The following is a 14,440-nucleotide window of genomic DNA, read 5'->3' as shown; positions in this document are numbered from 1 at the left end:
AAATAAAAAAAGTGGGCAAGCGATTCAATTGAATCACTCGCTCACTTCTTTTATTAATCTGCGATTTCTGTTTCTAATCCGACTTCGATCATTTCGTTAAATGTCGTTTGTCGTTCTTCTGCAGTTGTTTCTTCTCCGGTAAGCAAATGGTCACTCACTGTCATGATTGCTAATGTTTGGACATGATATTTTGCTCCCAAATAGTATAAAGCAGCTGCTTCCATTTCCACACCTAGCACACCTAATTCAGCTAATTTAAACGTTTCTGTTGAATCATCTTTATAAAATGAATCTTCCGAGAGAACATTTCCTACATGTGTGGTAAATCCTTTTTCTTTTGAAATTTCATACGCCTTCAACAATAAATTAAAATCACTGATCGGCGGAAAATGAAAGGCTTGGAAATTTTTCTCGATCATCGAAGAACTAGTAGCTGCTCCTTGAGCTAAAACAAGATCACGAACATGGACATCTTTAGATAATGCACCACATGTACCCACTCGTATCAATTTTTTCACACCGTATGAATGAATCAATTCATGGGCATAGATCGTCGCTGACGGCATCCCCATCCCCGTTCCTTGTACCGAAACACGTTCGCCTTTGTAGGTTCCAGTAAAACCTAACATCCCACGAACTTGGTTGTAACATACTGGATCTTCTAAAAATGTTTCAGCAATATATTTTGCTCGTAAAGGATCGCCTGGAAGTAGTATTTTATCAGCGATCTCTCCTTGTTTTGCTTCAATGTGTACGCTCATCTGACACTCTCCTTGATTCAGTTATAGTAATACTAATACTTCTTTAATCAATGCCTTAAATGATTGTTTGACACGTTGCGTTGTTTCCACCACTTCTTCATGGTTAAGGTTCGCTTGCATGCCTGCTGCTAAATTAGTGATACATGAAATGCCGAGAACTTTCAATCCGCTATGTGCTGCAACGATCACTTCTGGCACAGTGGACATTCCGACTGCATCTGCTCCCATCGTACGTGACATCCGAATCTCTGCAGGTGTTTCGTATGTTGGTCCAGAATAGCCCATATATACCCCTTCTTTAAGAGTCAAATCTAATTGGCTCGCAGCCTCTTTGGCTACTTCACGGTAAGTTAAGGTATACGCCTCGCTCATATCAGGGAAGCGTGGACCGATCTCATCTTCGTTAGGACCAATCAATGGGTTTTGACCTGTGAAGTTGATATGATCAGTAATCAACATCAAATCGCCAGGAACAAATGATTCATTTACCCCACCACTTGCATTCGTGACAATCACCGAATGAGCCTTTAATGCTGCCATTACCCGCACAGGATAAGTGACAGTTTGCATTGAATGACCTTCATAAAAATGGAATCGTCCTTGCATTGCCAGAACTTTTTTACCAGACAAGGTACCATAGACTAATTGACCAGCATGGCCGACAACTGTTGATGTTGGGAAAAATGGGATTTGGTCATAAGGAATCACGATTGCTTCCTCGATTTCTTCCGCTAACTCTCCTAAACCTGAACCTAAGATCAAACCAAAATCAATTTCTTTTACGCCTTTTTCTAGAATAAATTGAGTCGTTTCTTGTAACATTTCGCTTAATTGGGTCATTTACTTTCTCCTATTAACTATTTTTTTCTACAGAAGTCAAGAGGTTAGAAGCCCTGTCGTTCGACTAGCTAAAAAAACAGGTATGCCTGATTAACAAGGCTTTTTCACCTCTTGATTGATACTGTTAAAGCAAGATGGCTCTTTGAACAAAATGATTGACCTATCTTAGTTACGCTTTTTCAGGTCAAATTTTCAAACGCGGTCTGTCATTCCTATTTCAAAAGTTTTAAGAAACTTTCGCCGTTTTCGGTAGCAGGAACATCGAAGTTTTCAGCAATCGTTGCTGCGATATCTGAATAGTAGCCTTGTGGCAAGCTTCCTTGTCCTTGCATTTTTTTGCTGAAAACTAATAATGGTACATATTCACGTGTATGATCTGTTCCAGGGAATGTTGGATCATTTCCATGGTCAGCAGTAATCATCAGTAAGTCGTCCTCTGCCATTGCCTCTAATATTTCAGGAATACGTAAATCAAAATCTTCAATTGCGTGGGCATAACCTACAACATCCCGACGATGTCCAAATAATGCATCAAAATCAACTAAATTAGTAAAACTGATCCCTGTAAACTCTTTTTTCATCACATTTAATAATTGGTCAACGCCATCCATATTGCTTTTCGTACGGACGAACTCTGTAATTCCTTGACCGTTGAAGATATCGTTGATTTTTCCAACAGCGATAACGTCTTTTCCTGCTTCTTTTAATGAATCTAAAACCGTATGCCCGAATGGATCCAATGCGTAATCATGTCGGTTGCTCGTACGAGTAAAATTACCAGGTTCTCCAACGTAAGGTCGCGCAATAATTCGACCAATCATGTATGGGTCGTCTTTAGTAATGTCACGAACGAACTGACAAATCCGATAAAGTTCTTCTAAAGGAATAATTTCTTCATGCGCAGCAATTTGTAGAACCGGATCTGCGGACGTATAGACGATCAAATCACCAGTTTTCATTTGATGTTCACCATAGTCATCTATAACAGCGGTTCCACTATATGGTTGATTGCAAACAATTTTGCGTCCTGAGAAGTCTTCGATTTGTTTGAGTAATTCATCAGGGAAACCGTTAGGAAATACTCGAAATGGTGTCTTGATGTTCAGACCCATGATTTCCCAGTGACCGGTCATTGTATCTTTTCCTACAGATACTTCCTCCAATTTAGTGGCATAGCCTTGGTGGTTTTTAACCGCTTCGACACCTTCTAATGGGCGAATCGTTCCTAATCCTAACTGTTCTAAATGAGGAATTGTCAAACCAGCTTCTTTTGCGATATGCCCTAGTGTATCTGAACCTTTATCACCAAATTTTTCAGCATCTGGCGCTTCACCGATTCCTACTGAATCCATGACAATCAAATGTACGCGTTTAAACATGATTATTCCTTCTTTCTTTTTTATTATTGCTATTAAATCAAAAAGGGCGAGTCGAAAAAACATTTCCCGTAACCCACCCTTTTTATTCACTAAAAGTTTATTTTGATTTTATATAATTTTTACCGTTTGCTTTAGGTCCAGATGCTTTTCCTAAGAACGCTACTAACACAATAACGGTTAATAGGTAAGGTGCAATCTGCAACAATACTGGCGGTATCGAAGAAATCACTGGTAATTGAGCCCCGATGATACTTAAACTTTGCGCAAAGCCAAAGAATAAAGAAGCGCCCATTGCCCCTAGTGGATTCCATTTACCGAAGATCATAGCAGCCATTGAGATAAACCCTTGACCTACGATCGTTCCGGCAGAGAAATTCCCTGAAATCGATTGAGCGAATACTGCGCCACCCATTCCGCCAAGTAAACCAGAGATCAATACCCCAGAATAACGCATCGCGTAAACATTGATTCCCAATGTATCCGCTGCTTGAGGATTTTCACCCACTGAGCGTAAGCGAAGTCCAAACTTTGTCTTAAAGATAATAAACCAAGCAAGAATCGCAATTAAAATGGCACAATAAGCTGGTAAAAATGTATTTTTAAAGAAAATTGGTCCAATCACAGGGATTTTTGATAATCCAGGAAATGAGAAATATCCTAAGTTAACTGAAATATTATCAGTTTGTCCTTTTCCATACCATGTTTTGATCAAAAATACACCCAAAGCTGGTGCCATCAAGTTGATAACTGTCCCGCTGATGATATGGTCTGCACGTAAACTAACAGTTGCTACTGCATGTAATAAAGAGAATAACACACCAACTATCCCACCGACTAAAATAGCAATCCATGGTGTCATGTCTCCTAAGGTAGGACTCATGGTTAGATTAAATACTACCGCACTGAAAGCACCCATAACCATGATGCCTTCTAAACCTACATTGACAATCCCACTTCGTTCAGAAAAAGTTCCACCTAAAGATGTAAGAATTAATGGTGTTGAATAAACCAACGTTGAAGTGAGGATTAAAGCAATTAACTCAGTTGTTGACATTATAATTCTCCTCCTTCTTGACTCTGATTTGTTGGTTTCGATTCAACAGTCTCCACGATCGCTTCTTGTTTTTTACCTTGGAAGAATTTCGCCATAATGAAACGAATCAAGAAGTTGATCCCAACAAAGAAAATAATCAATGCAATCGATACATTTACGATTTCAAATGGTATACCGGCACCTGTTTGCATCCCCAAACCACCGATTTTCAAGATACTGAACAAGAGTGCTGAAAGTAAAATTCCAATCGCTGAACCAGAACCTAACAGTGACACAGCCATTCCGTCAAATCCGATGGCTAATGAAGTTGTTTGGACGAAAAAGTTTTGATACGTTCCTAATCCTTCGACTACTCCACCAAGTCCTGCTAAAGCGCCTGAAATCATCATGGAGAAGACGATCGTACGTTTACTACTCATTCCAGCATACTCAGAAGCAAAAGGATTTAGACCTACCGAACGAATTTCAAAGCCTAACGTCGTTTTCTTCATCAATAGCCAAACAACAACCAGTGCAATCAATGCTAAAAACAAACCAGCATTTACACGAGAACCGCCAAACATTTGTGTCAGCCAAGGTAATCTAAGAGAAGCATTTTGCCCAATCAAATTTGAAGAATCTAAGCTTGAACGATACGTATCTGGCATGATGTCATGTAAAGCAAAAGTACTTAAATAAAGTAAAATATAGTTCATCATAATAGTGACGATTACTTCACTTGTACCGAAAAAGGCTCTTAACACCCCTGGGATAGCCGCAGCCAAGGCTCCTGCCAAAGCACCTAAAATCACACAAGTCGGTAATAAAATGACTTTTGGCAGATCAGGAAAGGCAAGTGCTACCCACACACTAACGATCCAACCACAGAGTGCTTGTCCCGAAAGCCCGATATTGAAGAATCCTGCTGAGTTTGCAACAGAAAAACCTAATGCAGTAAAAATCAACGGTGTTGCTTGCCGTAATGTTTCACCAATACTTCTTTGAGAACCAAGGGACGCATTTAACATTGAAGAGTAACCTTGGCCTGGGTTATAACCAAAAGCTGCCATCAAGATAGCACCTAAAACTAAACCTAGAATTACCGAAAAAATAGGAACTAGGAGATTACGTATCTTTTCATTGCGATCATTCATGTGCGCCACCAACCTTTTCTAACTCTTTTCTTGCTTCTTCTAAAGAATAGCCCGCCATAAGTAATCCTAGTTCATTTTCAGAAGTTTCTTTTGGATCAACGATTCCCACGATTTTTCCTTCGTGGAGTACCGCAATACGATCAGAAACATTCAAAATTTCTTCTAATTCAAAACTAATCAATAAGACCGCTTTGTATTTGTCTCTTTGTTCAATCAAACGTTTATGAATAAACTCGATTGCTCCAACATCTAGCCCACGTGTCGGATTAGCAACGATCAACAAGTCAGGATCACGATCGATTTCCCGAGCAATAATTGCTTTTTGTTGATTCCCACCTGATAATGCTTTCGCTGGCACAAGTTCATTCGTTGTTCGAACATCATACTCTTCGATTAATTCTCGTGCATGTTCATTGATCAACGAATAATTCAATAAGCCATTTCTACTGTAAGGTTTTTGGTAATAATTTTGTAAAGCAATATTCTCCGCTAACGTCATATCCAGCACTAAGCCATACTTATGACGGTCTTCGGGCACATGTCCTACACCAGCCTCCGTAATTTTTCTTGGCTTTTTATTCGTGATATCTTCATCTTTTAAGCGAATCGTTCCACTTTCTGCTTTACGTAAACCGGTTAACGCCTGGATCAATTCTGACTGTCCGTTACCATCAATACCAGCAATTCCTAAAACTTCTCCTGCTCGTACTTCTAAACTTAGGTCTTTGACTGCGTCCAATCCTCGGTTTTCTTTAACCACTAGATTTTCAATCGATAACACAACTTCTTGAGGCTGACTTTCTTTCTTCATTGTCTTAAATGAAACCGTACGTCCAACCATCATATCTGCCAATTGTTGTGAAGAGACATCTTTTACATTTACTGTACCAATCCCTTTACCACGACGGATAACTGTACAACGATCTGCTACAGCTTTAATCTCATCTAACTTATGGGTGATCAAAATGATCGATTTCCCTTCTTTGACCAACTCTTTCATGATTACAATCAGTTCGTCAATCTCTTGTGGCGTTAATACTGCTGTAGGTTCGTCAAAAATCAAGACATCTGCCCCACGATAAAGTGTTTTTAAGATTTCTACCCGTTGTTCCATTCCAACAGAGATATCTCGGACATACGCATCAGGATTGACCGATAAACCATATTGTTCAGAAAGCTTTTGGATTTCTTCACGTGCTTGGCGACGATCAAGTACCCCTGCTCGACTTGGCTCACTTCCCAAAACAATATTTTCAGTAACAGTAAATGCATCCACAAGCATAAAGTGCTGATGGACCATTCCGATACCTAGCTGGTTCGCTTTTGTCGGACTTGTAATTTTCACTTCTTTCCCATGCATCAGTATTTCACCTGATGTTGGCTCTAAAAGGCCTGAGAGCACATTCATCAAGGTTGATTTTCCGGCACCATTTTCCCCAAGTAAAGCGTGGATCTCTCCTGCTTTCACTTGCAAGTTGATGTTGTCATTTGCTTTGAACGTACCAAACTGTTTGGTGATATTCCGCATTTCGATGACAATATTTTCTTGAACCACAATTTTTCACATCCTAACGATTTCTATCTAGGCAACGATTAACAAAGATTTTTCATAAAATCTCAAATTGAAGCAAAAACTTCAGGGGATTATTCCCTTATCAAGAGGCTGTGAGCAGCATGTTCTACTTCAAGAATTAAGAACAAAAAAACGAAAATAGCTTTTCAGCAACATCTTGATAAAGAAACAATCGTTAGTTATTTACTAAACCATAGCCTTGTCAAACAATTGTCCAACAAGGCTATAGAAATTCGTTTGATTATTTTTCAGGAGTTTCTGGTACTTTGATATCTCCTGAGATGATTTTTTCTTTTGCTTCATTCACAGCTTTTTCTGCTTTTTCTGAAAGTTGACCTTTTGTGATACCAACACCGTCTTCTTTCAATCCGTAAACGGTATGTTCTCCACCAGGGAAATCACCGTCAGCTGATTTTTGAGCTAAGTCTTCAACAACAGTTCCTACACCTTTTAGAGTTGATGTCAAAGTAAAGTTTTTCTTTTCACCGTTTAAAGTGTATTCGCCTTCGTCCGATTGGTCACGGTCAACCCCGATAACCCAAACTTTTTTGTCGCCTGATTCGTTTAATGATTTCGCTTCTTGGAATACACCGTTACCAGTACCACCAGATGCGTGGAAAATGATATCTGCATTTTGTGCATACATTCCTTGAGCAATTGAACGTCCTTTATCTGGCGCTGAGAAGTCTCCTGCATATTGATTCAAGACTTTAATTTCTTTGTTTAATGCTTTTGCACCAGCATCTACACCAGCTTTGAATCCTGCGTCAAAACGATCGATTACTTCACCTTTTACCCCACCAATGAAACCAACAGTGTTTGTTTCAGTTGTGTAAGCTGCGGCAATCCCAGCAAGATAAGAAGCTTCGTTATCTTTAAATGTTGCTGAAACCACGTTGTCTTTGCCGTCGATAACGTCATCAATAATAGCAAAGTTTGTTTCAGGATTTGATGCAGCTTGCTCTTCAATAGCTGGCTTCAATTTATAACCAATACCAAAGATTGTTTTAAAACCTGCATTCAAAGCTTGGTCAATATTAGGGATATAATCTGATTCATTTGCTGATTGGAAATATTGGAACCCATCATTTCCACGTGATAGATCATGATCTTTCCCCCAAGCTTGTAGTCCTTCCCAAGCTGACTGGTTGAATGAACGGTCATCAACACCGCCCGTATCTGTGATCAATGCTGCAGTTGCTGTTTTTGAACCGCTGTTTCCACCGGTTGAATCAGTTGAATCTGATCCGCTGCCACATGCGCCCAATAATAACCCAGCAGATAACGCTACAGCACTTAAACCAAATAATTTTGCTTTTTTCATTTCTGTAAAGCCCCCTAAAATAATTGTTTTATTTTTCAACAGTCAGCTGACTGAATGAACATGAGTGATAATTCTATAGATCTTTTTCTGTAAAGGCGTAAGGTAATAGTTCTTTAACCGTCATTGCCTTAGTCACACCGTTATCCCCTACTAAAGTTACCGGCATGTCTGGTACACAAAACTCAGCCATTACTTGACGACAAGCACCACAAGGAGAAATTGGCTCTGGCGTATGACCAGCCACTACTAAATGAGTAAACTCTTTTTCTCCTTCAGAAACAGCTTTGAAAAAAGCCGTGCGCTCCGCACAATTGGTTAAACCAAACGAGGCATTTTCGATGTTGACCCCTTGATACGTTTTTCCAGATTCAGTGACTAAACATGCACCTACTGGAAAATGTGAATATGGTACATATGCTTTATCCAATGCTTCTACTGCAATGTTGATCCATTCTTGCTTCACTTCTGTCATAAGCTTCCCCTTACTACTTAATAGCCTTCGCCAGTAGATCCTGACATAATCGAAACTCCTGCACTGGTGCCAATTCTTGTCGCACCAGCTTCAATCATTGCCAAAGCTTCAGCTTCGTTATGGATACCACCAGATGCTTTCACACCCATTTCAGGTCCAACAGTTTCACGCATTAAACGAACATCTTCGACTTTTGCTCCGCCAGTTGAAAATCCTGTAGAAGTTTTAACAAAGTCTGCCCCAGCAGCTTTTGCCAGCTCACAAGCTTTTACAATTTCCTCATGATTTAATAAAGCTGTTTCGATGATGACTTTGACTAAAGCACGATCTTTGGCCGCTGCAACCACTGCTTCAATATCTTTTTGGACTTTATCAAACTGTTGAGACTTCATTGCCCCAATATTGATGACCATATCCACTTCATCTGCGCCATTTTCAATCGCATTTGTAGTTTCAAAAGCCTTAGTTTCAGCAGTATTAGCTCCTAAAGGAAAGCCAATTACTGTACATACTGCCACTGGTTCGCCTTTTAATTGTTCTTTTGCTAGTGCGACCCATGTTGGGTTGATACAAACAGAATAGAAATGGTATTTCTTTGCTTCTTCAATAATTCGCATAACGTCTTCTTGAGAAGCATCTGCTTTTAAGATGGTGTGATCGATCATTCGGTTCAATTCCATTTTTTTCTCTCCTTTTATTCGGTGATGATATCATGTATCAATGTAGGCTTTTCAGCCGAGTCACTAATTTGGATATTTTGATAGAGCAATTCTTGAACAGAAGAAATCTCTTTTGTATTACTATAGATTGTCAACAATGATTCTCCCTCTTTTACAGGATCACCAATTTTTTTATTTAATTTAAGACCAACTGCGTGATCAATATCATCTTCTTTAGTTTTGCGTCCTGCACCTAACATCATAGCTGCAATCCCCAACTCATTCGCAACGAGTTTTGAGACAATACCACTCGATTTGGCTGGCAACTCAACAACATACTTAGCTGTCAGTAATCGTTCTGGTTGGTCTACGATAGAGTCATCTCCACCTTGATTACGGATCATTTCCTTAAATTTGTCTAAGGCTTTGCCAGATTCTAGTGCTTCTTGCAGTAAACTTCTAGCTTCTTCGATTGTTGCTGCTTGATTGGCTAAGACCACCATCTGACTCCCTAATGCATAACACATTTCCAGCAAGTCTTCTGGTCCATTGCCGTTTAACGTTTCAATTGCTTCCACAACTTCAAGACTATTACCAATTGCTTCACCAAGAGGTTCAGACATATCAGAAATTACGGCTACTGTCTGACGATGAGCTAATTTTCCAATACTAGTCATTGTTTTTGCTAAACGTCTAGCATCTTCAATATTCTTCATAAAGGCGCCATCACCTGTCGTCACGTCTAAAACGATCGCATCTGCTCCTGCGGCAATTTTCTTACTCATGATCGAACTGGCAATCAAAGGAATCGAATCCACTGTCGCAGTCACATCCCGCAAAGCATAAAGTTTTTTATCTGCTGGTGCAAGATTTCCTGATTGTCCAATAACAGCCACTTTACTCTCATTGACAATTCGGATAAACGCTTCATCAGAAAGCTCGATTTGAAATCCAGGAATTGCTTCTAGTTTATCCAGCGTACCACCTGTATACCCCAAACCTCTACCAGACATTTTGGCAACTGTAACACCCACACTTGCGACTAAAGGTGCTAAGATCAACGTTGTCGTATCTCCCACACCACCTGTAGAGTGTTTATCCACTTTGATCCCATCTAAAGGACTTAAATCAATGACATCTCCTGAGTGGGCAATGGCAAGTGTTAAATCCGTGATTTCTCTATCGGTCATATCTTGATAAAAGATCGCCATCAACAATGCGCTGATTTGATAATCTGGAATTTCACCATTCGTGTATTTTGTAATAATATACTCGATTTCTTTTGTCGATAATTCATTTCCGTCTCGCTTTTTTTCAATCAGATCCACCATTCGCATTGCTTGATCCTCCTCGTCTTCATTCGGTATTATACAGGAATTTTCCAAAAGGTAAACCACTTTAGTAAACCAGTTTACTAAGAATACAAAGAGCTACTCACCGCCTTTGTAAACACTTACATAAGCAATATAACGCTGAGTTATCCCTTTGTCAATGTTTTTATGCTCTCACGAATAATTAATTTTGTTTCAAAGACTTTGTTCGGAACTTTGCGTTGTGGGAACTCGATCGTGTCGATCAAAAATCTTGCGGCATAAAATCCAATATCAGAACTTGGCTGTTTCACTGTTGTCAATTGAGGGATCATATACTCGGATAACTTCAACCCATCGAAACCAATAACTGAAATATCATCGGGGATTTTTTTGCCTAATTCATCAATCGCTTGGTAACAACCAATCGCCATTGCATCATTTCCACAAAAAATTGCTGTAAGATCTTTGTGCTTTAAGAGCCGTTTAGACGCCTCGTATCCACCTTGGACCGTCAACTCCCCTTGTTCTACATACTTTCCATTGAAAGGGATTCCATGATCCTTTAGTGCATGACGATACCCGTTGAACCGTTCTTCTAACTGGTAATAGCCTGTTGTTTCTTTGAGCATACCGATTTTGGTATGACCGTTCTTAATAAACAAAGAAACTGCTTGATAAGCCCCCTCATACTCTTTTACGATCAACCGACCATTATCTCTGGTATTCAATCCACGATCAATCAAAATAATCGGCATATTTTTATAAAAACCACTATCTAAAGAATAGTCATCTGGCAAAACATTGGGCGTAGCCAATAAGATTCCATCCACTGAGCGATGAGCCAATTCTTTTAAATACTTGATTTCATTTTCTTGACTATGACGAGAGTTGCAAAGCATGATCACATACCCCAGTGGATTCAAGTAACTCTCGACCCCTTCAATCAATTTAGAAAAGAAGAAGTCAGTGACATCTGGCACGATCATACCAATCGTTTTAGAATGACGATTGATCACATTCGAGGCAAAGTAATCTGGTTTATAATGGTGCTCGTTAACAATATTCAGGACTTTTTTTCGTGTTTTATCACTAAAGCGGCTCCCTTTATTATTTAAAATTTGTGATACAGTGGTGACTGAAACACCTGCCATTTCTGCAATGTCTCGGATCGTTAGTTTCACTTCTTCTCCTCCTTTATGATGTAAATTCTTTTTTAGTTTACCAAAAGCATATAAAAAAGAATAGATAGAAAAAAATAAGAAAAAATCTTTTATTCACTAATAAAAATAAATAGCTTGGAAAGTGCCAATTTCCTAAACTGACTTCTTAAAAACTTCTGTAACTGCCGATCATCTGTCATTGTTCTTCTCTTTCATAGGAGTTTTTTCATTGGCTTGAGTAACTAGCGATTGATCTTTTCTATTATTGATTGCACTAGTTACTTTCTCACTCAAAGAAGACTTCTGACTTTGGGTTACTAAATGATCAGCAGCTATATGTTCAGAATCCCGTTTTTCAATCGCTCCTACCATTCTATCTACCTGCTTGAGAAGTATTTTTTTCTCATCATGAGCTATCTCCTGATCGTTTAAGATTTCATTATGGAGTTCTAGAATCTTTTCTCGAACAGATGAAAAAAGTTGAAGCTCTTTTTGATAACCTGCCGTTCGATCCGTGGCGATCATCGTTGTTAGCTGTTCAAGGAAAGGTTTTTTATTTTCAATAGGAATCTTTGGATCTTGCCTTACTTGTTGCCTAAGATTTAAAAAGTTTAAATCATGTTTATCGACTGCCTGAAAATAGTCTGCCGTATTTCCTTTCATAAGAAGCTCTCCGATATCCATAGCTAGCCTCTGCTCTTCATTCTCTTGCAAATCTTTTTTAGTCAGCGTAGCTTGTTGACTGCCTTTTTCTTGTTCATCCTTGGGAACAGAAATCTTTCCCCCATCCCCTATCAGTTGTTTCTCCTGGCTCTCAAATCTATTTATGGCATCAAAGAGTCCTGTTCTTATCTTTAGAATTTTTTGTAACTTTTGTTCGTATTTAATCATGCGATGATCAATTTGTTGCTCCTTCTTCGTCTTTTGAGAAACCTCTTGTTGGTATCCTAGTTGTATATTTTGAACGTGAGACTTTAGAACAAGAGCAACAAGCGTGGAATCTTGCCGATTTTCTCCACCAACTCGTTGATTTTTTGCTGTTGATTCCTTTAACTCAGATAAAACGATTACTTTCAAATGTGGAGGGATTCGTTCCTCTTGATTGATTCTTTTAATCATTTCCTCTTCCCATTTATTTTCACTTATAAACTTTTGGCACTCTTTGATATCGCTTTGAGCAGTTACATGTTCCTTTTGTTTTTCATTACTATTCGTGACTTTTTCTATTTGTTCAAAAAGCGGCTGATAGGTTTTATCCATTGCCACTCGTTCTTTTAGTACTTCTAACAGTTGCTTTCTAATGAAAAATTCCTGTTTGATAACTGATATTTTTTTGATGTTGTTCTTTTTCGCTTCCTCTGAGGGATTAATTTCAGAAATGAGAGCTTTTTTTATTTCTTCTGAATACTCTTTGCTTTGTTTGATGCTAGCTATCACTTCTCGGGTCAATTGTTTGTCACTCATCAGTGCTTTATATGTATCTAGTTTTTCTTGAGCCACTTGTTTTCTTACTAATTCTTCGGTCAACACATTCTTTGTTAGCCAATCCAAATTTGACTCATCTTTGATTCGTTTGAGCAAGTCAATTCGCTCTTGTGGTACATCTTTTTTGAACATCTTATGTAAATCCTTATTTTTTTCACTTAGATCCGCGACTGCTTCTTCAAACAGTATAGCTTGACTATTAAATTTGGCGATACGTGCATCTAAATCGTTATGAAGTGCCTGTTTTTCTTCTGGAGTCAATCCATCTTGATGATCAATTTGTTCTTTCACATGTTTTACTTTAGAATAATCTGCCACACTTCTAATACTAACAAACTCCCAATAGACTGTTTTATTTCTCTGTGAAAGCTTGTCAAGCGTTGCCGCAGGACGATTTTGAATTTCTTGATTTAAGTTGTCTCGTCGCTGATCGTTGGGAATCGTATGGGTTAGAAATTCTTTTACCAGTTGTTCCCTCTCTGAGCGAGAAAAATCAAGTAGTTCAAACAGCAGCATGTTTCCAACAAATAGGACATCGTTGTTTTTTTGAGAATGGTAGCCTTTTTTGATCTGAGCAAATTTCTTTGGCTTTTTTTGGTAAAGCTTAATCATAGGCTTGTCGTTCATGATTTGAGTGAACCCGTTCTTAGCATCTCGATTCTTAAGTAAGAAATCAAATTTTTCTTGATCTTTCCATATCAATAGATTTTTATACTTAGACACCAGCGTGGGACGATACTGATGCAAACCATGATGTACTAATCCATCTAAGAGATCTAAAAGTTCATTTGTTAAAGCAACATGTTGATCATCTGGCTGAATTTCACTTTTTTCTCTTTTGCTATTTAATTTTTCTCTTTTCGTTTTATTGTTCTGGACGATCCCCTTCGCCTTTTCTTCCCATGCTTTAAATGTTGTAGCCATTTCGATATGGTCTTTTTCTAAATACCTTAATACGTTTTCCTGGTTATACATGGGTAATTCTAAAATAGATTTAGTATCTACTATCATTCTGGTTTGTGTCATCTTTTTATTCTCCTTTCAAGTCACTCAAATTTTTCAATACCATGCTAGTTTTGTTTTCTAAAAAAGGAAGAAACGTTATTCAATTATTAGCTCCTTGAAATACGCCACTTTTCAATAGGAAAAAGTTCCACTAGTTAGCGAAGTGTCTCACTCCTTTCATCAACTTTTTTACGATCTCCATATTCCCATGACCTAGAGTACCTATCGCCTGTTTTTTAATAGAAAGAAAGGGACAAAAATAAACCGAAGGACCCGCAAATA

The 14,440-nt window shown here is 38.6% G+C and carries 12 protein-coding genes; all 12 read right to left on the bottom strand.

Annotated elements, in window-relative coordinates; genetic code table 11:
* Positions 1-53 precede the first annotated feature (53 nt).
* Positions 54-761, bottom strand: coding sequence for a purine-nucleoside phosphorylase (gene deoD / locus IGK21_RS00235; protein ID WP_181914742.1), 708 nt, complete (start codon positions 759-761; stop codon positions 54-56).
* A gap of 21 nt (positions 762-782) precedes the next feature.
* A complete protein-coding gene (locus IGK21_RS00230) occupies positions 783-1,601 on the bottom strand; it encodes a purine-nucleoside phosphorylase (protein WP_010736792.1) in 819 nt (272 codons plus the stop codon).
* A gap of 212 nt (positions 1,602-1,813) precedes the next feature.
* The gene (gene deoB / locus IGK21_RS00225; protein ID WP_010720467.1) at positions 1,814-2,980 is read right to left on the bottom strand and encodes a phosphopentomutase; all 1,167 of its coding nucleotides are present in this window, start codon (positions 2,978-2,980) and stop codon (positions 1,814-1,816) included.
* 97 nt (positions 2,981-3,077) lie between these two features.
* Positions 3,078-4,034: an ABC transporter permease gene (locus IGK21_RS00220; protein WP_010720468.1), complete on the bottom strand. Its 957-nt coding sequence runs from the start codon at positions 4,032-4,034 to the stop codon at positions 3,078-3,080.
* A complete protein-coding gene (locus IGK21_RS00215) occupies positions 4,034-5,167 on the bottom strand; it encodes an ABC transporter permease (protein ID WP_010720469.1) in 1,134 nt (377 codons plus the stop codon). The genes IGK21_RS00220 and IGK21_RS00215 overlap by 1 nt, the downstream gene beginning before the upstream one ends.
* A complete protein-coding gene (locus IGK21_RS00210) occupies positions 5,160-6,722 on the bottom strand; it encodes an ABC transporter ATP-binding protein (RefSeq protein WP_010720470.1) in 1,563 nt (520 codons plus the stop codon). Before IGK21_RS00210 ends, IGK21_RS00215 begins: the two co-directional genes overlap by 8 nt.
* A 259-nt stretch (positions 6,723-6,981) precedes the next feature.
* The gene (locus tag IGK21_RS00205; protein ID WP_010720471.1) at positions 6,982-8,064 is read right to left on the bottom strand and encodes a BMP family lipoprotein; all 1,083 of its coding nucleotides are present in this window, start codon (positions 8,062-8,064) and stop codon (positions 6,982-6,984) included.
* A gap of 73 nt (positions 8,065-8,137) precedes the next feature.
* Positions 8,138-8,536, bottom strand: coding sequence for a cytidine deaminase (locus IGK21_RS00200; protein WP_010720472.1), 399 nt, complete (start codon positions 8,534-8,536; stop codon positions 8,138-8,140).
* A gap of 17 nt (positions 8,537-8,553) precedes the next feature.
* A complete protein-coding gene (deoC, locus tag IGK21_RS00195; protein ID WP_010720473.1) occupies positions 8,554-9,216 on the bottom strand; it encodes a deoxyribose-phosphate aldolase in 663 nt (220 codons plus the stop codon).
* Between the two features lie 14 nt (positions 9,217-9,230).
* Complete coding sequence (locus tag IGK21_RS00190) at positions 9,231-10,532, bottom strand: pyrimidine-nucleoside phosphorylase (protein WP_034697695.1); 1,302 nt, start codon at positions 10,530-10,532, stop codon at positions 9,231-9,233.
* Positions 10,533-10,672: 140 nt separating this feature from the next.
* Positions 10,673-11,689, bottom strand: coding sequence for a LacI family DNA-binding transcriptional regulator (locus tag IGK21_RS00185; protein ID WP_010720475.1), 1,017 nt, complete (start codon positions 11,687-11,689; stop codon positions 10,673-10,675).
* Positions 11,690-11,857: 168 nt separating this feature from the next.
* On the bottom strand, positions 11,858-14,179 hold the full coding sequence (locus tag IGK21_RS00180; protein WP_252703150.1) for a hypothetical protein: 2,322 nt from the start codon (positions 14,177-14,179) through the stop codon (positions 11,858-11,860).
* Between the last annotated feature and the right edge of the window lie 261 nt (positions 14,180-14,440).

This window comes from Enterococcus sp. DIV1421a (genome assembly GCF_051711025.1).
In the GTDB taxonomy this organism is placed as follows: Bacteria; Bacillota; Bacilli; order Lactobacillales; family Enterococcaceae; genus Enterococcus_B; species Enterococcus_B hirae.
The sequence above is the reverse complement of the archived record's forward strand: the minus strand, read 5'-3'. Positions and strand labels throughout refer to the sequence as shown.